13 protein-coding genes, 1 tRNA gene and 1 other RNA gene are annotated in these 20,177 nt (G+C 72.1%); 6 read left to right on the top strand and 9 right to left on the bottom strand.

Annotated elements, in window-relative coordinates:
- Positions 1–275 precede the first annotated feature (275 nt).
- A tRNA-Pro gene (locus FV234_RS16810) sits at positions 276–352 on the bottom strand.
- Positions 353–443: 91 nt separating this feature from the next.
- Positions 444–1,187, bottom strand: a complete 744-nt coding sequence (locus FV234_RS16805; protein WP_147763918.1) for a 4'-phosphopantetheinyl transferase superfamily protein — start codon at positions 1,185–1,187, stop codon at positions 444–446.
- A 129-nt stretch (positions 1,188–1,316) separates the two neighbouring features.
- On the opposite strand from FV234_RS16805, the gene FV234_RS16800 reads away from it, so the two are divergent.
- The 3 genes from FV234_RS16800 to FV234_RS16790 are packed head-to-tail and all read left to right on the top strand — an operon-like array spanning position 1,317 to position 6,199.
- Entirely contained in the window at positions 1,317–2,741 is a 1,425-nt protein-coding gene (locus tag FV234_RS16800; RefSeq protein ID WP_147750644.1) for an MFS transporter, read from the top strand.
- A 35-nt stretch (positions 2,742–2,776) separates the two neighbouring features.
- Entirely contained in the window at positions 2,777–5,284 is a 2,508-nt protein-coding gene (gene ligA / locus FV234_RS16795; RefSeq protein WP_147830472.1) for an NAD-dependent DNA ligase LigA, read from the top strand.
- A 60-nt stretch (positions 5,285–5,344) separates the two neighbouring features.
- The gene (locus FV234_RS16790) at positions 5,345–6,199 is read left to right on the top strand and encodes a 3'-5' exonuclease (RefSeq protein WP_147830470.1); all 855 of its coding nucleotides are present in this window, start codon (positions 5,345–5,347) and stop codon (positions 6,197–6,199) included.
- A gap of 223 nt (positions 6,200–6,422) precedes the next feature.
- Here FV234_RS16790 and FV234_RS16785 read toward each other — a convergent pair whose 3' ends face one another.
- Entirely contained in the window at positions 6,423–8,624 is a 2,202-nt protein-coding gene (locus FV234_RS16785; protein WP_147830468.1) for an FAD-dependent oxidoreductase, read from the bottom strand.
- 212 nt (positions 8,625–8,836) lie between these two features.
- Between FV234_RS16785 and FV234_RS16780 the strand changes: the two genes are divergently transcribed.
- Positions 8,837–9,556 (top strand): EAL domain-containing protein, encoded by a 720-nt coding sequence (locus tag FV234_RS16780; protein ID WP_246685556.1) that lies wholly within the window; start codon positions 8,837–8,839, stop codon positions 9,554–9,556.
- Positions 9,557–9,633: 77 nt separating this feature from the next.
- Here FV234_RS16780 and FV234_RS16775 read toward each other — a convergent pair whose 3' ends face one another.
- The 3 genes from FV234_RS16775 to FV234_RS16765 all read right to left on the bottom strand — a co-directional run bounded on the left by FV234_RS16775 (position 9,634) and on the right by FV234_RS16765 (position 13,351).
- The gene (locus FV234_RS16775; protein ID WP_147763912.1) at positions 9,634–10,155 is read right to left on the bottom strand and encodes a hypothetical protein; all 522 of its coding nucleotides are present in this window, start codon (positions 10,153–10,155) and stop codon (positions 9,634–9,636) included.
- Between the two features lie 112 nt (positions 10,156–10,267).
- Positions 10,268–11,476: an acetyl-CoA C-acetyltransferase gene (locus FV234_RS16770; RefSeq protein ID WP_147830465.1), complete on the bottom strand. Its 1,209-nt coding sequence runs from the start codon at positions 11,474–11,476 to the stop codon at positions 10,268–10,270.
- Positions 11,477–11,566: 90 nt separating this feature from the next.
- Positions 11,567–13,351 (bottom strand): acyl-CoA dehydrogenase C-terminal domain-containing protein, encoded by a 1,785-nt coding sequence (locus FV234_RS16765; protein ID WP_147830463.1) that lies wholly within the window; start codon positions 13,349–13,351, stop codon positions 11,567–11,569.
- A 282-nt stretch (positions 13,352–13,633) separates the two neighbouring features.
- On the opposite strand from FV234_RS16765, the gene FV234_RS16760 reads away from it, so the two are divergent.
- Together FV234_RS16760 and FV234_RS16755 are read left to right on the top strand one after the other, a co-directional pair.
- Positions 13,634–17,050, top strand: coding sequence for a hypothetical protein (locus FV234_RS16760; RefSeq protein WP_348643071.1), 3,417 nt, complete (start codon positions 13,634–13,636; stop codon positions 17,048–17,050).
- A 147-nt stretch (positions 17,051–17,197) separates the two neighbouring features.
- On the top strand, positions 17,198–17,635 hold the full coding sequence (locus FV234_RS16755; RefSeq protein WP_147763909.1) for a DUF3429 domain-containing protein: 438 nt from the start codon (positions 17,198–17,200) through the stop codon (positions 17,633–17,635).
- A gap of 9 nt (positions 17,636–17,644) precedes the next feature.
- On the opposite strand, the gene FV234_RS16750 is transcribed toward FV234_RS16755, so the two are convergent.
- The 3 genes from FV234_RS16750 to ffs form a co-directional block, all read right to left on the bottom strand.
- Positions 17,645–17,968, bottom strand: a complete 324-nt coding sequence (locus tag FV234_RS16750) for a YbaB/EbfC family nucleoid-associated protein (protein ID WP_147830461.1) — start codon at positions 17,966–17,968, stop codon at positions 17,645–17,647.
- Positions 17,969–18,034: 66 nt separating this feature from the next.
- Positions 18,035–19,978 carry a DNA polymerase III subunit gamma/tau gene (locus FV234_RS16745; protein WP_147830459.1) on the bottom strand — a complete coding sequence of 648 codons (1,944 nt, stop codon included), beginning with the start codon at positions 19,976–19,978 and terminating at the stop codon, positions 18,035–18,037.
- An 89-nt stretch (positions 19,979–20,067) separates the two neighbouring features.
- Positions 20,068–20,166, bottom strand: an RNA gene (ffs, locus tag FV234_RS16740) — signal recognition particle sRNA small type.
- Positions 20,167–20,177 lie beyond the last annotated feature (11 nt).

The raw sequence follows: 20,177 nt of genomic DNA, 5'->3' as shown, positions 1-20,177 counted from the left end.
AAATATATGAGATCTGTCAATCCATGACGACCGCCACGCGATTGCCTTCCACGCGGCTCGACCAAAGATACCGGTCAGGTGAGCGGCGTTTGATCCCGTAGCGCATCGCGCCTCCGGACGATCGAGATGCCGGTGTCGATCTCGCGATAGAGGCTGAGGTGGAACAGGTCCCGGCATTTCCGGTCGGCGGCGAACCGATTGCGCGGCTCTCGCGCAAACCTTTGATTGTGCTGATGCTCTCTGAGCCGGGAAGACCCGTTTCCGAAAGGAAACTTTGGTCGGAGTGGCAGGATTTGAACCTGCGACCCCCACGTCCCGAACGTGGTGCGCTACCAGACTGCGCTACACTCCGACGGCCGGCGGCTTCGCCAGCGAGCGGGGGTATAACCGGGGCCAGGGTCGGCCGCAAGCGGCATCTCGCACGGGGTCGCCGTTTCGCACGCTCAGCGCGGGTGGCGGTCCAGCCAATCCTCCGGCAGCGCGCAGCGGGCGATGGTGGCGCCGGCTGCGCGGATCGCCGCGGTGCCGACCGTGCCGGGGCCGGGTTCGAGGTGGTGGAGGCTCCAGGCCTCGGGGTCGTCGCCGACGATCGCGACGAGGCGCGGCGGCGCCGGCGGCAGGGTCAGGGCGAGGTGGTCGAGCGGCAGGGACAGGCCAGCCCCCAGCGCCTTCACCACCGCCTCCTTGCGTGTCCACAATCCGGTGAAGGCCGCATCGACTTCTTCGGGCCGCAGGGCTGCCAGCGCCTCGGCTTCCGCGCGCGCGAAATGCGCACGAGCGATGCGCAACGCGTCGGGAACCGGGCGCAGCGCCTCGACGTCGACCCCGATCGCGGCTTTGGGCGAGACCCCGACGAGGGCGCGTGTGCCCGAATGCGACAGGTTGAAGTGCAGCGCGCCCGCCTGTGCCCCGGCCAATTCCGGCTTGCCGGCCGGCCCCGGCGCGAAGGCGAGCGCCTCGGCCGCCACGCCGAGCGCATGGGCGAGGATCAGGCGGAGCGCCGCGTGGCTCACGCGGGACCGGTCGCGATCCTCCGCCCGGAGGAAGCGGCCGGCGCGGGCGGCCTCCGCGGGCGAAAGCCAGGCATCGCAGCGCGCGAGCCGATCCGTGGACAGGGCGAGGTCGACGCTCCAGATCTGGATCGTATCGGTGGGGCCGGGTTCGGTGACGATCCAACCGTCGCTCATGATGCCTTCGCCGGAAACCTGCTGTTCGCTCCCCTCTCTGCGGGGGGAGCGAAAGGCGCGCGCGTTCGGCCGGCTTCCGTCGTAGGATCGGGGCGGAGCGGGTGCGCGTGCAATGAAAGACCTTCGGCGATGAGCGGCGGCGAGGATCCGCCCGTGCGGCCGGGTCCGCAAGCCGGTGCGGCCGCACGGTGGTCGTCAGGTCGGTCGTCGGTTCGGCTGCCGACCCTGCAGGATCGCAGGGCGCGCTACGGCGTGTTCTTCGCCACCTATCTCTACCAGGGCCTGGTCGCCGGATTCTCCCTCACCGCGCTCGCCAACCATCTGGCGGCGCAGGGCGTGTCGAGCGCGGAGGTCGGCCTCCACTTCGCCGTCGCCGGCCTGCCCTGGACGGTCCAGCCGATCCTGTGGGGGCCGCTGGTCGATCGCGCGAGCGGGTTCGCGATGGGGCGGCGCCGCGCCTGGAGCGTGCTCGCGATCCTCGGCTGCCACCTGGCGCTGGCCGGGCTGCTGCTGGTGCCCGGCGAACGGTCGCTCGGGGCGCTCGGCCTCGTGTTCCTCGCCCACAGCACCTTCGCCGCCCTGCTCGACACCGCCTGCGACCGGATGGTGATGGACCATGTCCCACAGGGCGAGCTCGGGCGGATGAGCGCCTGCACCCGGGCCGGGTTCGTCGCCGGCACCAGCCTCGGCGCCGGCCTGTTCGGCTGGCTGCTCGCGGCCTACGGGTTCCGGTTCGGAGCCCTGTGCCTGCTCGCGGCCGCGATTTTCGCCAGCCTGCCGATCCTGCTGGTGCGCGAGGCGCCGGGCGACGCCTTCCTCTCGTCGGCGCGCCGCGTCGGCGCCGACGCCGGGCGGAACGTGCCGTTCGGGCGGTTCCTGCGCCGGCTGGGCCTTGGCCTGCGCCGGCCGCACGCCCTGCGGCTCGTCGCGTTGTGCTTCGCGGTCGATGCCGCGCTCGCGCTGTTCGAGCTGCCGTTCTCCGTCGACCTCGTGCAGGCGCAGGGCTGGGATGCCGCCGCCCTGTCGCGGCTCCAGGCCGGCCTCGCCTTCGCGGGCGGGACGGTGGGTGCCGTGGCCATCGGGTCGTGGTGCGACCGCGCCGGGCCGCTGCCGGCGCTGCGCGCTCTGTTCCTGGCGAGCGCCGCCGCGTTCCTCGCCACCGCCGCCCTGATCGCGGCGGGCCTGGCCGGGTCGGCCGGGCCGCTGATCCTCGGCTTCACCAACGTCCTGCCCGGCCTGCTGATCGTCGCCCTGGTGCCGGCGCTGATGCAGGCGAGCCGCGGACGCGCCGGCGCGGCGACGCAGTTCGAGGTATTCATGGCGGTGATGAACCTCGGCTCCGTCGCCGGCGGCGCGGCCTCCGGCGCGCTGATGCCGGTGCTGCCCCTGTCGCTGGTCGCGATCCTCGCCGGGCTGGTCCTGCTCGGGGCCGCGGCGCTGGTGCGGCGCCCGGAGCTGATCCTGCCCCGGCCGCGCGAGCCACGCGCGATCCCTGTGCATCGCGACGCTTCGGCTCGATCGGGAAGTGATCTCGGCCGGGGGGAAATCGGTTAGAAGCCCGATCGCCCAATGCGGAAGTCCTGAGCCCGATGCCGAAGCCCAACTCCGCCACGACCAAGTCCGACGCTGAGAAGTCCGACGCCGAGAAGTTCGACGCGCGAAAATCCAATGCGCCGAGCCCGACGCTCACCGCGGACGCGGCGCGGGCGCGCCACGCCGCCCTCTCCGCGGAGATCGCCGAGGCCGACCGGCTCTACCACCAGGAGGATGCGCCCGAGATCTCGGATGCCGCCTACGATGCCCTGCGCCGGGAGCTGGAGACGCTGGAAGCGCAAGTTCCCGATCTCGCCGGCACCGGGTTGGCGAGCACGGCGGTCGGCGCGAAGCCGTCCGAAAAATTCGCCAAGGTGCGCCATGCCGTCCCGATGCTCTCCCTCGGCAACGCCTTCGCCGACGAGGAGGTCGAGGAGTTCGTGGCCCGCGTGCGCCGGTTCCTGAACCGGCCGGAGGCGCCGCTCGCCTTCACCGCCGAGCCGAAGATCGACGGGCTGTCGCTGTCCCTGCGCTACGAGGACGGGCGCCTCGTCACCGCCGCCACCCGCGGCGACGGCGAGACCGGCGAGAACGTCACGGCCAACGCCCGCACGGTCGAGGACATCCCGCAGGCGCTCGCCGGCAGCGGCTGGCCGGCAATCTGCGAGGTGCGCGGCGAGGTCTACCTCTCGCACGCGGATTTCGCCGCGATCAACGCCCGCCAGGAGGCTGCGGGAAAACCGCTCTTCGCCAACCCGCGCAACGCCGCGGCCGGCTCCCTGCGCCAGCTCGACCCGGGTATCACGGCGGCGCGGCCGCTCAAGTTCTTCGCCTACGCCTGGGGCGAGGTGGAGCCGCCCTTCGAGGGGACGCAATCGGGGGTGATGGCGCTGTTTCGCGCCTGGGGCCTGCCGGTGAACCCGCTGACCGTCACCTGCGCCGACGCCGCCGGCATGATCGCGCACTATCGGACGATCGAGGCGGACCGGCCGACGCTCGGCTACGACATCGACGGCGTCGTCTACAAGGTCGACGACCTCGCCCTGCAGAAGCGGCTCGGCTTCGTCTCGCGCAGCCCCCGCTGGGCGCTGGCCCACAAGTTCGCCGCGCAGGAGGCGTTCACCGTGGTCGAGGGCATCGACATCAACGTCGGCCGCAGCGGCTCGCTCAACCCGCTCGCGCGGCTGCGCCCGGTGACGGTGGGTGGCGTCGTGGTCTCGAACGCGACGCTGCACAACGAGGGCTACGTGAAGGGCGTCGGCGGGGACGGCGAGCCGATCCGCGACGGCCGCGACATCCGCGTCGGCGACACCGTTGTGGTGCTGCGGGCCGGCGACGTGATCCCCAAGGTGATGGACGTGGTACTCGACAAGCGCCCGGCCGACGCCCGGCCCTTCGTCTTCCCCGAGACCTGCCCGGCCTGCGGCAGCAAGGCGGTGCGCGAGATCAACCCACGCACCGGCAAGCCCGACGCGGTGCGGCGCTGCACCGGCGGGCTGATCTGCCCGGCGCAAGGCGTCGAGCGCCTGAAGCACTTCGTCTCGCGCAACGGCTTCGACCTCGAAGGATTCGGACAGACCTACATCGAGGTGCTGTTCGAGGCCGGCCTCGTGCGCCAGCCCGCCGACCTGTTCACCCTGGAGTTCGAGCCGCTGAAGGTGGCGATCGTCGCGCGCCGCGAGGCCCTGTCGGCGGAGCGCCGGGCGGAGGGGGCTCCGGCGCCGAAGAAGCCGACGAAGAAGAAGGGCGAGGAGGAGGACAAGGCGATCCACAACCTGCTCGCCGCGGTCACCGAGCGCCGCCGCCTGCCGATGAACCGCTTCCTGTTCGCGCTGGGCATACCCGACATCGGCGAGTCGACCGCCAAGGCGCTGGCCAAGCGGTTCTCGGATTTTTCCGCCCTGAAGCAGGCGTTGCGGGCCGCAGCCGACGCGCAGGCCGGGCCGGACTGGATCGAATTCTCCGCGGTGCCGCGCATCGGGCCGACCACCCGCGACCGGCTGCTCGAGGCCGGCCTTCCGGCGGAGGCGGGCGATACCGACGAGGGCGAGGCCGCGCCGACGGAGGCCGGCAAGATCCGGTTCAGCACCAGCCAGCGCGCGAGCCTGCTCGCGCATTACGGCAGCCTGGACGCGGTGCGCGCGGCGATCGCGCGGGCCGCCGAGCAGCGCCCCGGCGACGCCTACCGGGTCTTCGCCGACGACGGCGAGATCGGCCCGGTGGCGACCGACTCGCTGATCGCGTTCTTCTCCGAGCCGCACAACGACGCCGCCGTGTCGGCGCTGCTCAAGGAGGTCCAGGTCGCCCCGATGGAGGCGTCCGCGAGCACCGCGGCGTTCTCCGGCAAGACGGTGGTCTTCACCGGGACTCTGGAGAAGATGACCCGCAACGAGGCCAAGGCCACCGCCGAGCGCCTCGGCGCCAAGGTCTCGGGCTCGGTCTCGGCCAAGACCGACCTCGTCGTCGCCGGCCCCGGCGCCGGCTCGAAGCTGAAGGATGCCGAGAAGCACGGGGTGCGCGTCGTCTCGGAAGACGAATGGCTCGCGATGGTCGCAGCCGCTTGAAGCGCGAGTCGCCGGGTCATAGACCTGGGGCATGACATCCTCGCGGCCGTCCCTGGGCTCATGACCGTCGTCGCCCTCGACTTCGAGACCGCCAACGAGCGGCGCGACAGCGCCTGCGCGATCGGGCTCGCCTGGATCGAGGGGGGCCGCGTGGTCCGGCGCGCGTCCCGGCTGATCCGGCCGCCGGAGCTGCGGTTCGCGCCCGGCAACATCCGCGTCCACGGGATCGTCCCGGCCGACGTGCGCGACAAGCCCGGCTTCGGCGAGGCGGTCGCCGAGTTCCTGCCCGACCTCGCCGGCGGGCTGATCCTCGCCCACAACGCGAGCTTCGACATCGGCGTGCTGCGGGCCTCGCTCCAGGCCTGCGGGCTACCGGCGCCTCCCTTGCGCTACCTCTGCACGGTCCAGGTCGCCCGGCGCGTGTTCCCGGACCCGGAGGGCTGCGGGCTCGGCAAGGTCGCAAGGCGCCTCGGCATCCGCTTCGAGCACCACGACGCCGGCGAGGACGCCTACGCCTGCGCCGAGATCGCGCTCGCCGCCGTCCGGCAGACGGAGGCCGCGGACGTGCCCGACCTGTCGCGGGTGCTGTCGCTGCCGGCGACGCGGATCGACGGCAGCGCCGCGGTGCCGCGGGCGGGCGCGGGCGCCATCAGCGACCGCATCCTGCGCGCCCTGAAGCCCGCGGTGCCCGACGCCCTGCGCTTCGCGATGCGCGGCAGCACCGGCAACCGCTACGAGGTCTCGCTGGAGGACCGCACGAGCGGGTTGACGCTGCGCTGCACCTGCATGGCCGGCCGCCACGGGGTGCGCTGCCGCCATGTGAAGGCCCTCGTCGTCGGCGACATCACCGACCTGCTGTCGAACAACCACGCCGACGTCGAGGTTCTGCGGCGCCGCCTCGCCGCGGTGGGGTGAGGCGGGATGTCCGCCCCCTATCCGAAACAGGAGCCGTCATTCCGGGGCTGCGAAGCAGAGCCCGGAATCCAGCACCGCCGTCCGTGGGCGAAGGAGCGGATGCGTTCCGCCCCCAACGGCATGCGCGGCGGCTCGGGATCCCGGGCTCGCCTTCGGCGCCCCGGGATGACGGGGGAGAAGCGGACGCGTCGCTCCTCCCGGGGAGCGAGGAGCGAGGCTCGCCTCACGCCGCCTTCTTCGCCGCCTCGCCGTAGAACGTGCCGCCGGTCTCGGCCAGGGCGCGCAGGTTGTCCGGCACGGCGAAGCGCGGGCCGTGCTTGGCTTCCAGGCCCTCGGCGAGCGCCACGAAGTCCTTCGCGCCCATGAAGTCGATGTAGGACAGCGCGCCGCCGGTGAAGGGCGCGAAGCCGAAGCCGAGGATCGAGCCGACGTCGGCCTCGCGCGGGTCGGTGATGACGCCCTCGCCCACCGTGCGCGCGGCCTCCAGCGCCTGGACCACCAGGAGGCGGTGCTTCAGCTCGGCGATGTCGAGGGTGTCGGGGTCGAGGCGGGTGGGCTGCAGGTCCTTGAGGCCGGGCCACAGGCGCTTGGGCGCGCCCTCCGGGTAGTCGTAGAAGCCTTTCTTGTTCTTGCGCCCGAGTCGGCCCTGGGTCTCGACGAGTTCGACGAGCAGCGCCTTCTGCGCCGGGTCGACCGCGTCGGGCCCGAGCTGCGCCTCCGTCGCCTTGGCGATCTTGAGGCCGAGGTCCAACGCCACCTCGTCGTTCAGCGAGAGCGGGCCGACCGGCATGCCGGCCATCTTGCCGGCGTTCTCGATCATCGCGGGCGGCACGCCCTCGTTGAGCATCTTGTGCCCCTCGAGGATGTAGGCACCGACGCAGCGGTTGGCGAAGAAGCCGCGGGCGTCGTTCACGACGATCGGGGTCTTCTTCACGGTGCGGACGTAGTCTAGCGCCGTGGCGAGCGCCCGGTCGCCGGTGGCCTCGCCCTTGATGATCTCGACGAGCATCATCTTCTCGACCGGCGAGAAGAAGTGGATGCCGACGAACTGCTCGGGGCGCGACGACGCCTTGGCGAGGCCGGAGATCGGCAGCGTCGAGGTGTTGGAGGCGAAGATCGTGTCGGGGCCGATCACCGCCTCGACCTTGGCGATCACCTCGGCCTTCACCCGCGGGTCCTCGAACACCGCCTCGATGACGAGGTCGCAATCGGCCAGGTCCGCGTAGTCGGCGGACGCCGTGATGCGGGCGAGCAGCGCGTCGCGGTCCGCGGTCTTGGCGCGGCCCTTGTTGATCTGGCCGGTGATCAGCGCGTGGGCGTAGGCCTTGCCCTTCTCGGCCGCCTCGCTCGACTGGTCGACGAGCACCACCTCCAGGCCGGCGTTGGCCGTGACGTAGGCGACGCCGGCGCCCATGAAGCCGGCGCCGACCACGCCGACCTTCTTGAGGCTCGTGGCGGGGACGTCCTTCGGGCGGCGCGCGCCCTTGTTCAGCTCGCCCATCGAGATGAACAGCGTGCGGATCATCGCCGCCGCCTCCTTGGTGCGCAGGATCATCGCGAAGTAGCGGCTCTCGACCTTCAGTCCGAGATCCATCGGCAGCTGCAGGCCCTCGTAGACCGAGGCCAGGATGGCCTTCGCCGCCGGGTAGTTGTCGTGGGTCTCGCGCCGGTAGATCGCGTTGGCCGGCGGCCAGATCATCATGCCGGCCGGCGAGTAGACCTTGCCCGAGGGCGCCTTGAACTTCGGGACGTCCCAGGGCGCCACCGCCGAGCCGCCGGCCAGGATCCAGGCCTTGGCCTTGGCGACGATCTCGTCCTTGCCCGCGACCTCGTGGACGAGGCCCATGCTCTTGGCCATGGCCGGCCGGATCTGCTCGCCCTTGAACAGCATCTGCAGTGCGTCGCCCGTCTGCATCAGCCGCGCGACGCGCTGCGTGCCGCCACCGCCGGGAAACAGGCCGACCTTGATCTCGGGCAGGCCGACGCGGGTCTTCGGGTCGTCCGAGACCACGCGGTGATGGCACGACAGGGCCAGCTCGAACGCGCCGCCGAGGCAGATGCCGCTCACCGCCGCCGCGAAGGGCTTGCCGCAGGTCTCGAGCTTGCGGAACACCAGCGAGAGCCGGCGCGAGGCCTCGAAGAAGTGGCGCATGGCGGGCTCCTCGCCCTGCTCGCGCTTGAGCTTCTCGTATTCGAGCCCGAGCCCCTGCAGCATCGTCAGGTCGGCGCCGCCCGAGAAGTTGTCCTTGCCCGAGGTGATGACGCAGCCCTTCACGGCCGGGTCGGCGACGACCGCGTCGACGATGGCCTCGATCTCGTCGATCACCGCTTGGGTGATGACGTTCATCGAGCGGCCGGGGCAGTCCCAGGTCGCCAACGCCACGCCGTCGGCATCGGTCTCGAAGCGGAAGTTCTGGAGATTCATCGCTGATCCTCGGGTGGCTGAAGGACTTAAGTTCGGCGCGTTAACAGTGTGGAGAGTGTTGCGCTTCAGAAGGAGTGCGGGGTTCAAGTAACGGGAAGTAACCCATGTTAAGCGATGCCCAGGTCGTGGACGGCAAGACGACGGGTGCCAAGGCCGCGGAGGCCAAGTGCCGGGCCTGCCGCGACGGCGAGGCCCTCGATTTCGCCTTCACCATGGCGTTCCAGCCGATCGTCGACACGACCGAGGGTCGGGTCTGGGGCTACGAGGCCCTGGTCCGCGGGCCGGGGGGGCAGTCGGCCGCCTCCATCCTCGACCGGGTGACGGACGAGACGCGCTACCGCTTCGACCAGGCCGCGCGGGTCAAGGCGATCGAGCTCGCCGGCCGCCTGTTCCCGAAGGACGACGCGACGCGCCTGTCGATCAACTTCATGCCCAACGCCGTCTACGAGCCGGCGGCCTGCATCCGCGCCTCGCTCGAGGCCGCGCGCCGGGTCGGCTTCGAGCATCGCCGGATCATGTTCGAGTTCACCGAGAACGAGCGCTTCCGCGACGTCCCCCATGTGAAGCGCATCGTCGCCGAGTACCGGCGTCAGGGCTTCCTCACCGCGCTCGACGATTTCGGCGCCGGCTATGCCGGGCTGAGCCTCCTGGCGAACTTCCGTCCCGACCTGATCAAGATCGACATGGACCTGCTGCGCGGCATCGACGTCGACGCCGGGCGCGGCGCCATCGTGGCGGGCCTCGTCGCCATCGCCCGCGCGCTCGGCGTCTCGGTTCTGGCCGAGGGCGTCGAGACGCAGGGCGAGCTCGACGCCCTGCGCGACCTCGGCATCACGTTGTTCCAGGGCTACCACTTCGCCAAGCCCCTGTTCGAAGGTCTGCCGGAGGTGGCGGGCTTTCCCGGGTCGGAGCGATCCGTGCGCGCCGCCTGAGCTGGGCTGAGGAGACATGCCAGCGTGAAGGCACATGCCAGCTTGAAGGGACATGCCCGGATCGCTCCGCCGCCGGCTCAGCGCGCCGGGGTCGGGGCCGGCGCAGGCGCCGGGGCGGGCGTCGGCGTCGGCATCGGCGCGCCGGGCTTCGGCGTGTTGTCGCCCGCCGCCGCGATCGCCAGCATGTTGAGCAGCTTGGTGACGGAGGCCTGCGAGATCGCCGTCACCGACGAGGACGGGTCTGCGTTGATGGTCTGGAACTTGAGGTAGGTCTTGTCCTCGTAGATCTCGTTGAGGTGCTTGAGTTCCGGCAGCGTGAACTTCGTCGCGTATTCCTTCGACAGGCCATCGATCATGATGCCGCTCTGCTTGTCGAACTCGGCCATCAGCTCCTTGCGGACCGGCTCCGACTTGTCGTCGGGCATCGCGGCGACGGTCTTCTCCAGCGCGGCGTCGAAGCCGGTCTTCAGGTTCTTGATCAGCGTCTTGCTGACGAGTGTCTTGGCTTCCGCGACCTTGTCGGCCGCCTCGTCCGCGCGGGCGGCGATGGGAAGGGCGAGCGCGGTCGTCAGGCACAGGGTGGCGAGCAGGCGGGTCATCGTTTCTCCCAAAGGTTCGTGTCGTCCCTGCCGTTTCCCGGCACGGGTCGGGGCCGGCTCTAGCAGCGTTCGCCCGGAATAGGGAACGCGCCGGCCGTTCCGGCCCCCGGGGTCAGACCCGCTCGATGATGGTCGCCGTGCCCATGCCGGCGCCGATGCACAGGGTCACCAGGGCGCGCTCCTTGCCGGTGCGCTCCAGCTCGTCGAGCACGGTGCCGAGGATCATCGCGCCGGTGGCACCGAGCGGATGGCCCATGGCGATGGCGCCGCCGTTGACGTTGACCTTGGCCGGATCGAGGTCGAACGCCTGCTGGAAGCGCAGCACGACCGCGGCGAAGGCCTCGTTGACCTCGAACAGGTCGATGTCGGACAGCTGCATGCCGGCGCGTGCCAGCACCTTCTTGGTCACGTCGACAGGGCCGGTCAGCATCAGCGCCGGGTCGGAGCCGATGTTGGCGAAGGCGCGGATCCGGGCCCGCGGCCTCAAGCCGGCGCCCTGCCCGGCCTTCCGCGAGCCGATCAGCACGGCCGCCGCGCCGTCGACGATGCCCGACGAGTTGCCGGCATGGTGGACGTGGTCCACCGCCTCGACGTCCGGGTGTGCGTCCACCGCCACCGCGTCGAACCCGCCCATCTGGCCCATCTGGACGAACGAGGCCTTCAGCTGGCCGAGCGACTGCATGTCGGTCGTGGGCCGCATGTGCTCGTCGCGGTCGAGCAGCGTGATGCCGTTCACGTCGCGCACCGGCACGACCGAGCCCTTGAACAGGCCCTCGGCCCACGACTTGCCCGAGCGTTTCTGCGACTGCACCGCGTAGGCGTCGCAATCGTCGCGGCTGAACCCGTACTTGGTGGCGATCAGGTCGGCGGAGACGCCCTGGGGCATGAAGTAGGACTTGATCGCGATCGCCGGGTCGACCGGCCAGGCGCCGCCCGAGGCGCCCAAGCCGACGCGGCTCATCGATTCGACGCCGCCGCCGACCGTCATGTCGTGCTGACCGGCCATCACCTGGGCGGCGGCGAAGTTGATCGCGTCGAGGCCCGAGGCGCAGAAGCGGTTGATCTGCACGCCCGGCACGTGGGTGCCGTAGTCGGCGACGAGCGCGGCGGCGCGGGCGATGTCGCCGCCGGCCTCGCCGACCGGGTCGACGCAGCCGAGCACCACGTCGTCGACGCGGCTGGTGTCGAGCCCGTTGCGATCCTTGAGCGCGCGCAGCGCCGTCTCGGCCAGCCGCAAGGCCGTGACCTCGTGCAGCGACCCGTCCGGCTTGCCGCGGCCGCGGGGGGTGCGGACGTGGTCGTAGATGAAGGCCTCGGTCATGGCGTTTCCCTTGATCTTTCCGACTTGCGCAGCCGCACCGCGTACCCCCATCCCGCCTGCGCGAGAGGGTGGAGAGGGAGGGCTTGCGCCTCAGAACGCCTCGGCCGGCACCGCCATGGTCGAGTCCGCGCCGGCCTTGATGCGCACCAGGCGCATCGCGGTCTCGGGCAGCACCCGCTCCATGTAGAAGCGGCCGGTGGCGAGCTTGGCGTCCATGCGCGCCGGCAGCTCGGCCAGCTTCGCGTTCGCCGCCTTGGCGATCCTGCCCCACATGTAGCCCATTGCGACGAGGCCGAGGAGGTGCATGTAGTCGGTGGCGCCGGCGCCGGCGTTGTCCGGCTTCGAGAACGCGTTCTGCATGAACCACATGGTGGCGCCCTGCAGGTCGTTCAGCCCGGCTTGGAGCGGCCCGGTATAGGCCTTCAGCGCCTCGTCCTCGTCGTTGTCCTTGATGAAGGCCTGGACCTCGCCGAGGAAGGCCATCATCGCGCGGCCGCCGTCCTTGGGGAGCTTGCGGCCGATCAGGTCCATCGCCTGGATGCCGTTGGCGCCTTCGTAGATCATCGCGATGCGGGCATCGCGCACGAACTGCGACATGCCCCATTCCTCGATGTAGCCGTGGCCGCCGAACATCTGCTGGGCTTCGACCGCGTTGGCGAAGCCCCGGTCGGTGAGCACGCCCTTGACCACCGGGGTGAGCAGGCCGAGCAGGTCGTCGGCGGTCTGGCGCTCCTTCGCGTCCTCGGAGCGGTGCGAGACGTCCGACTGCAGCGCGGTCCAGAGCATCAGCGCGCGGGCCGACTCGTTGAAGGCGCGGATGCCCATCAGCGTGCGGCGCACGTCCGGGTGGACGATGATCGGGTCGGCGGCCTTCTCGGGCGCCTTCGCACCGGTGAGCGAGCGGCCCTGGATCCGATCCTTCGCGTAGGCGACCGCGTTCTGGTAGGCGACCTCGGACTGGCCGAGGCCCTGCACGCCGACGGCGAGGCGCGCCTCGTTCATCATGACGAACATCGCGTTGAGGCCGCGGTTCTCCTGGCCGACGAGCCAGCCGGTGGCGCCGTCGTAGTTCATCACGCAGGTAGAATTGCCGTGGATGCCCATCTTGTGCTCGATCGAGCCGCAGGACACGCCGTTGCGCGCGCCGACCGAGCCGTCGGCGTTCACCAGGAACTTCGGCACCACGAAGAGCGAGATGCCCTTGGTGCCGGCCGGCGCGCCCTCGATCCGGGCGATGACGAGGTGGACGATGTTCTCCGAGAGGTCGTGCTCGCCCGCCGAGATGAAGATCTTGGTGCCGGTGAGCGCGTAGGAGCCGTCGCCGTTCGGCGCGGCCTTGGTCTTCAGGAGGCCGAGATCGGTGCCGCAATGCGGCTCGGTCAGGTTCATGGTGCCGGTCCAGGCGCCCTCGACCATCTTCGGCAGGTAGGTGGCCTTCTGCTCGTCCGAGCCGTGCACCAGGAGCGCCGCCATCGCGCCCTGCGTCAGGCCCGGATACATCCCGAGGGCGAGGTTGGCGCCGGAGGCGAATTCCTGGATCGCGGTGTTCAGCGTGTGCGGCAAGCCCTGGCCGCCGTATTCCTCGGGCACCGACAGGCCCATCCAGCCGCCCTGGGCGTAGGCGTCGTAGGCCGCCTTGAAGCCCTTCGGCGTCGTCACCGAGCCGTCCGCCTGGCGGGTGCAGCCTTCGAGGTCGCCGACCCGGTTGAGCGGGGCGAGCACCGTGTCGGCGAGCTTGGCGCCCTCGTTCAGCACCGCCTCGACCATGTCCGGGGTGGCGTCCGCGAAGCCCGCGAGGTTCGCGTGGTTGTGGAAGCCGAGCACGTCGTTGAGGAGGAAAAGGGTGTCCTCGACCGGGGCGCGATAGCTCGGCATCTCTTCATCCTCCAGCTGGGCGGAGGCCCCGCCCGATCGCTCGCGGATCGGTGGGTCCCTCGATAGTTCATATATAAACTATCCGGCCGCGCGAGGGCAAGGGGGCGCGGCACGATGCGGAGCTTTCAACCATAGCGACACGCGGCCTCCGTCTTAACCGGGTGTTTACCAAGAAAGTTAATGGTCCACGACAACCGATCCGAGGCCCACGTTCCGGACACGTCACAAGCGTCCGCGCATGTCGTCCGGAACCGGTGCCGAATGCCGCCGAACGCAGGCCCGATGATGACCCGAACCGCGACGCCGAGCTTCGACACCTTCGATCCCGACGTGCTCGACGCTGCCCGAGACGTGGCGCGCCGCGCCGGCGTGCCGCTGGAGACGTGGATCGCCTCCGTCGTCCCGGACAAGGGCCGGCCCGGGGCCAAGCCCGGTGCCGCCAAGGCGAAATCCTCCGCGAAGGCTCCGCGCCACGCCCCCGCCGACCTCGCGCGGTCCGAGCCGGCCGCACCGGCCTCGCCCGCTTCGAGCAAGCCTGAAACAGCTTGGGCCGAGCCTGCGGCCAGGGCCATCCCCGAAATCGCCTCGGACGGCGCCTTCGGCGCGACCATCCAGACGCTGCTCGCCCGCATCGACGGCCTCGACCGCACCCTGGCGGAGGAGCGCCTGTCGGTGGAGGACGCGGCGCAGCGCCGGATCGCCGACATCGAGTCGCGCATCGGCGCGGCGATCGGCGCCAGCACGGCCCCGGTCCAGCAGGTCGCCGAACGTCTCGGCGACATCGAACGCCGCATGTCGGCGCTGGGCGAGCAGCTTGCCGCCACCCGGCCCCCGGGCCGGCGCGGCCGCCCGGCTGCGGCCGAGATCCAGGACGCCGTCCAGGACATCCGCCAGCGCCAGCGCGAGCTCGGCGATGGCCCCGTTTCCGGCTCGGGCTCCGGTGCCAGCGTCGTGGCCGCCATGCGCGAGGACCTCGCCCGCCGCCTCGACGCCACCGTCGAGGATCACGCGGCGACCGAGACCGCGGTCTCCGAGCTTCGGCGCGAGACCCATCGCCTGCGCGAATCGATCGGCCATCTGGCCACGCGCCGCGACCTCGGCGCCCTGGAGCAGGCGGTGATCTCGCTGGCCAGCGGCGTCGAGCGCGTCGGGGCGCCGGCCGACTTGGCCGCCATCGCCGAGCCGATGGAGATGATCCGCCTGCAGGTCGAGCGCCTCGCCGACGACGTGAGCGAGAACGTCCACACCCGCGTGGCCGGCGAGGTCGAGCGCTTGGCGACCCGCCTCGACGCGGCCGCCGCCGGGCGCGGCAGCTCGGTCGACGACGACGCGCTGAAGAACCTGTTCGGCGAGCTGGAGGAGATCCGCCGCCTGATCGCGGCGCTCGCCGGGCCGGAGCGGATCCAGAGCCTCGCCGCCGGCGTCCAGGCGATCAGTGCGCAGATCGTCCAGCTTCAGAAGGCCGCGAGCGCAGGCAGCGACACCGCCCTGCGTCCGCTGCTCGAGGAGATCCGCAGCGGACTCAACGCCAGCGCTCCCACCTCGCCGGCCCTCGTCAACCAGATCGATGCGATCGCCTCGAAGCTCGATGCGATGCAGGCCGGCGCGCGCGGCGCCGACGCAGCCAGCTCGAAGGCGATCCTCGGGCGGATCGACGCGCTCGCCGACAAGGTCGACCGCGTCAGCGCCCAACCGGTGGGCGACCTGATCGGGCGGCTCGAAGGACTCGGCGAAAGCCTGGGCGAATCCCTGCGCCAGCCGGCGATGCCGGGCGGCGACGTCGCATCGATCCACGCGATGCTGCGCAACCTCGCCGACAAGGTCGACCGCGTCGGCGCCCGCACCGGCGACGACGGCCTCGACGCCCTGGAGAAGCAGGTCGTGTCGCTGGCCGACCGGCTCGACGCCCGCAGCGGCGACCCGTCGCTGGCGAGCCTGGAACGGACCATGGGCGACCTGCTCGAGCAGGTTTCCGCTTTGCGCGACGAGGCGCCGATCGAGGCCGCCGTGGCGCGCGCCACCCGCAGCGCCGTCGCCGACTCCATCGGTGCTACGCGCGGGACCGCCGAGACGAGCGAGTTCGGGCTGCTCCGCGCCGGCCTCGCCGACATGCATGCCCGGCAGGCGGCCTCCGACCAGCGCCTCGCCACGACGCTCGAAGGCGTGCAGACGGCCCTGGAGCGCCTGACCGGGCGGCTCGACGCACCGTCGGCCGCCGCGCCGGCCCGCGCCCCGATCGGCACCCGCGCGGTGCCGCTGGAGGACCGCCTGCTCGCCTCCACCACCGTCGAGGCGCCGCGTCCCCGCACCGCCCGCCGGCCGGAGCTCCCGGCCGCCGCACCGACAGCGCCGGACGCGTCGCGCGCCGGCGACGAGCTGCTGGAGCCCGGCGCCGGGCGCCCGTCCAAGGACGCATCCCCGCGAGAGCGCCACGCCCGCGACCGCGCCGAGCCCGCCGAGGCGGACGGCGGGGCCGACATCAAGACCAACTTCATCGCCGCCGCGCGCCGCGCCGCCCAGGCCGCCCAGGCCGAGGTCGCGTCCGAGGCCGACCTCTCGGCCGCGCGCCGCGAGTCACGCACCGCCCGCCGGCCGGCGCCGGTGGTCGAGGCGGCGGGCGACGGCCCCGTCGCGCGCCTGCGCGCCGAGATCGACCGCCGCCGCCGGCCGCTGCTGCTCGGCCTCGCGGCGATCGTGCTCGCGCTCGGAGCCCTGCAGGCGATCAGCATGCGCCCGACCTCGAACGGCGACGCCGCCCGCGCGACCCAGCCGCCGACGGTGCTGGCCGACACCGCCGCGCCCAGGACCGAGCCGAAGGCCGAGCCGCGGGCCGAGAAGCCCGAGCCGGCGATGCCGGCGGAGGCCCGCCCGATCCCGGCCGACCCGCAGACCACCCAGTCGCTTCCGACCCCCGCCGAGGCGAAGCCGGCCTCGGCCAGGAGCGCGGTGCCGCAAGTGTCGAGCATGGCCTCGCTCGCCGGCGACCTCTCCGCCCTACCCGCCGGCCTGTCGAAGCTGCGCCAGGCGGCGCAGGACGGCGACGGCGTCGCGGTCTGGGAGCTCGCCGGGCGCGCTGCGGACGGGCGCGGCCTGCCCCGCGACCTGTCGCTGGCGGCCAAGCTCTACGAGAAGCTCGCCGTCGCCGGCTACGCGCCGGCCCAGTACAAGTATGCCGGGCATTTCGAGAAGGGCGCCGGCCTCGTGCGCGACCTCGACAAGGCCAAGATGTGGTACGGCCGCGCCGCCGAGCAGGGCCATGCCCGCTCGATGCACAACCTCGCGGTGATCTACGCCGAGAACCCGGGCGCCACCGGCAAGCCGGACTACGCGTCGGCCGCCTCGTGGTTCAGGCAGGGCGCCGAGTACGGCGTCCGCGACAGCCAGTACAACCTCGCGGTGCTCTACGCCCGCGGCCTCGGCCTGACCCAGGACCTCGCGCAATCCTACGCGTGGTTCGCCGCCGCCGCCGCACAGGGCGACGAGGATGCCGGCAAGAAGCGCGACGACGTGGCGACCAAGCTGAACCCGTCCGACCTCGCCGCGGCGCGCAGCCTCGCCGCGAACTTCAAGCCGCACCGCCTCGACCGCGCGGTCAACGAGCCCCCGGTCTCGAAGGACGCCGCCGGGCCGATGACGCTCCTCGGCGCGCCGGCACCGATGGCGCCGGCCCTCGCCCCGGCCGGCCGCAAAGGCGTCTGAGCGCACAGCGATCCGCCCGGGACGACGGCCGGGGCGGCGAAGCTTGACCATGATGCCGCAGTGCGGGAACCACTCTGCCGCGGCGTTCGTAGAATCGTGTGATTCGATAGGCGACCGCCGATCCGCAGCGGGCAAACCGGAGATCGGATGGCGCGCGTCTCCCCCGTACCGACCGGCGCCGTCCTCCTCGGTGTCGCAGGGCTGATCCCGTTCGTGGGCTTCGCCGCCCTCGCCGTCAGCGGCAGCGACGGCGGCCTCGGCACGATCGGCCTGTCGCCGCGCACGATCCTCTCGGCCTACGGGGCGGTGATCGCGTCGTTCCTCGGCGGCATCCGGTGGGGCGCGGCCGCCGCGCGCAACGCCGGCAACGCCGACTACCTCATCGCCATCGTCCCCTCGCTCCTGGCTTGGGCCGCGCTCGCGGCGCCGGCGCCGTGGGACCTGCGGACCCTCGGCATCCTGGTGCTCGCCTGGGGCATCGTCGATCAGGACCTCGTCCGGCGCGGCCTCGTCCCGGTCTGGCTCGGGCGCCTGCGCCTCGTGCTCTCGGGCGTCGCCGGCGCCGCCCTGCTCGTCGCCGCCTAACGCCCGCGATCAGAACGGCAGCTTCATCCCGGGCGGCAGCGGCAGGCCCTTGGTCATCTCGGCCATGCGCTCCTGCGCCGCCTGCTCGGCCTTGCCCCGCGCGTCGTTGACAGCGGCGAGGACCAGATCCTCCAGGATCTCGCGCTCGTCGGCGACCATCAGGCTCGGATCGATCGCGACCGCCTTGACGAGCCCCTTGGCCGTCATCGTCACGCGTACCGAGCCGCCGCCGGAGGCGCCCGAAACCTCGACCGTGTCGAGCTCGGCCTGGATGCCGGCCATCTTCTCCTGCATGGCCTGAGCCTGCTTCATGATGCCCATGATGTCGCGCATGCGGGTCGGTCTCTCGGTTGCGGGGTGAGGACGTGATCTGGGGAGCCGGTCTGGCGGATGCCAGCGTCAGGCGTCGTCAGCTTCGACATCCTCGAGGCCGGCCCCATCGAGCCCGGCGGGCGCTTCGAGGTCGGCCGGCGCCTCGGGCGCGGTGTCGCGCACGTCCACGATCTGTGCGCCGGGGAAGCGCGCCAGCACCTCGCGCACCAGCGGATGCGAGGCTGCGTTCTCGCGGCGGCTCTCCACCGCGGCGCGGGCCTGTGCGTCCAGCGTCGGCGCGCCCGCTTCCCGCGAGGCCGTGACGACCCAGCGCCGGCCGGTCCATTGTTCGAGCGCCTTGGCGAGGTCGGCATGCAGCGACGGGCGCCCGCCCTCCGCCTGCCGGAACTCGATGCGGCCGTCCTCGAAGCGCACGAGGTGCGCCTCTCGCTCCAGCGCCGACTTCAGCAGGATGTCGCGGCGCGCGTCGGCCAACGCCACCACGTCCTCGAACCGCGACAGGCGCGGGCCGGCCGGCTCGGCGGGCCGGGCCTGCGTCACGGGCGCGGGCGCCGCCGGGACGGGCGGCGAGACCAGGGCCGGGCGCGGCGGCGGCAGCGGCCGAGCTTCCACGGGCGAGCGCGCCTCAACCGGAGGTGCGGGTCGCGTGGCTGGCTCGGGCGCCGCGGGGACGGTAGGCGCGGCCGGAGCCGGAATCGGCGGGGGCGGCGCGATCGGCCGGGGCGCCGGGGCGTCGAGGGCTGGTCGAGCCGGTGCGTCGCCCTCCTGCGCACCGGCGGCGAGCGCTTCGGCCCTGAGTTGTCGCAACGCCTCGTCCGGCGTCGGCAGGTCGGCGGCGTAGGCGAGGCGCACCAGCGCCATCTCGGCGGCCGCCAGCGGCCGAGCCGCGCTCGCGACCTCGGGCACCGCCTTCAGCAGGATCTGCCAGGCCCGCGACAACGCCCGCACCGGCAGCCGCGCGGCGAAGTCGCCGCCGCGGCGGCGCTCGATCTCGCTCAGCGTCGGGTCGGCGGCGGCGGCCTCGGGCGCGAGCTTCAGGCGGGTGACGAGGTGGGTGAAGGCGGCGAGATCCGAGAGCACCACCGACGGGTCGGCGCCGGATTCGTACTGGCTGCGCAGCTCGGCGAAGGCGGCGGGCACGTCGCCGCGCATCACCGCCTCGAACAGGTCGAGGATGCGGGCCCGGTCGGTCAGGCCGAGCATGTCGCGCACGCCCGAGGCCGTGACGGTGCCGGCCCCGTGGGCGATGGCCTGGTCGAGGAGCGAGAGCGCGTCGCGCACCGAGCCCTCCGCCGCGCGCACGATCGCGGCCACCGCCTCGTCCTCCGCGCCGACGCCTTCGGCGGCGCAGATCTTCTGGAGGTGGGCGGAGAGCACGTCGGCCTCGACGCGGCGCAGGTCGAACCGCTGGCAGCGCGACAGGATGGTGATCGGGACCTTGCGGATCTCGGTCGTCGCGAACACGAACTTCGCGTGCGGCGGCGGCTCCTCCAGCGTCTTCAGGAACGCGTTGAACGCGTTGCCCGAGAGCATGTGGACCTCGTCGATGATGTAGACCTTGTAGCGGGCCGAGACCGGCGAATAGCGCACCCCGTCAATGATCGCGCGCACGTCCTCGATGCCGGTATGCGAGGCGGCGTCCATCTCCAGCACGTCCATGTGCCGCGATTCCATGATCGCCTGGCAGTGGACGCCCAGGGTCGGCATCGCGATGGTCGGGCCGGTGTCGGGGGCGCCGACGGGCGCGTAGTTCAGGCCGCGGGCGAGGATGCGGGCGGTGGTCGTCTTGCCGACGCCGCGCACGCCGGTCAGCATCCAGGCCTGCGGGATGCGCCCGGCCGCGAAGGCGTTGCCGAGGGTGCGCACCATCGCGCCCTGGCCGATCAGGTCGTCGAAATCCTTGGGGCGGTACTTCCGCGCCAGCACGCGGTACGGCGTCTGCGCGAGGGCAGGCGCCGGAAACCCGGGCAGGCCCAGCTCGTCGTCAGGCGTGCCGGTGCTCGCGTCCATGCGCTCTTCGGGGGTGCGTCTTCGCTCTTCGCGGTCGTGCCTTGGCCGCCGCTGCGGGCCGCTCGACCCGCGGTTCCTGCGGTGGAACGAGGTGGGAGGCTGGACGAAGACCCGCTCGGTCTCGTTAGGGCTGCTTCCTTCCGGACCTGACCCGGTTGGCGAGTGAAACGTCCCTCGCCAACCTCCCGCGGCCTATATG

The organism is Methylobacterium sp. WL8 (assembly GCF_008040045.1).
Taxonomy (GTDB): domain Bacteria; phylum Pseudomonadota; class Alphaproteobacteria; order Rhizobiales; family Beijerinckiaceae; genus Methylobacterium; species Methylobacterium cerastii.
The sequence above is the reverse complement of the archived record's forward strand: the minus strand, read 5'-3'. Positions and strand labels throughout refer to the sequence as shown.

Coding starts and splice junctions, on each gene's coding strand:
- FV234_RS16805 (WP_147763918.1), bottom strand. CDS start 1,187: ATGAGCGACGGTTGGATCGTCACCGAACCCGGCCCCACCGATACGATC.
- FV234_RS16800 (WP_147750644.1), top strand. CDS start 1,317: ATGAGCGGCGGCGAGGATCCGCCCGTGCGGCCGGGTCCGCAAGCCGGT.
- ligA (WP_147830472.1), top strand. CDS start 2,777: ATGCCGAAGCCCAACTCCGCCACGACCAAGTCCGACGCTGAGAAGTCC.
- FV234_RS16790 (WP_147830470.1), top strand. CDS start 5,345: ATGACCGTCGTCGCCCTCGACTTCGAGACCGCCAACGAGCGGCGCGAC.
- FV234_RS16785 (WP_147830468.1), bottom strand. CDS start 8,624: ATGAATCTCCAGAACTTCCGCTTCGAGACCGATGCCGACGGCGTGGCG.
- FV234_RS16780 (WP_246685556.1), top strand. CDS start 8,837: ATGGCGTTCCAGCCGATCGTCGACACGACCGAGGGTCGGGTCTGGGGC.
- FV234_RS16775 (WP_147763912.1), bottom strand. CDS start 10,155: ATGACCCGCCTGCTCGCCACCCTGTGCCTGACGACCGCGCTCGCCCTT.
- FV234_RS16770 (WP_147830465.1), bottom strand. CDS start 11,476: ATGACCGAGGCCTTCATCTACGACCACGTCCGCACCCCCCGCGGCCGC.
- FV234_RS16765 (WP_147830463.1), bottom strand. CDS start 13,351: ATGCCGAGCTATCGCGCCCCGGTCGAGGACACCCTTTTCCTCCTCAAC.
- FV234_RS16760 (WP_348643071.1), top strand. CDS start 13,634: ATGATGACCCGAACCGCGACGCCGAGCTTCGACACCTTCGATCCCGAC.
- FV234_RS16755 (WP_147763909.1), top strand. CDS start 17,198: ATGGCGCGCGTCTCCCCCGTACCGACCGGCGCCGTCCTCCTCGGTGTC.
- FV234_RS16750 (WP_147830461.1), bottom strand. CDS start 17,968: ATGCGCGACATCATGGGCATCATGAAGCAGGCTCAGGCCATGCAGGAG.
- FV234_RS16745 (WP_147830459.1), bottom strand. CDS start 19,978: ATGGACGCGAGCACCGGCACGCCTGACGACGAGCTGGGCCTGCCCGGG.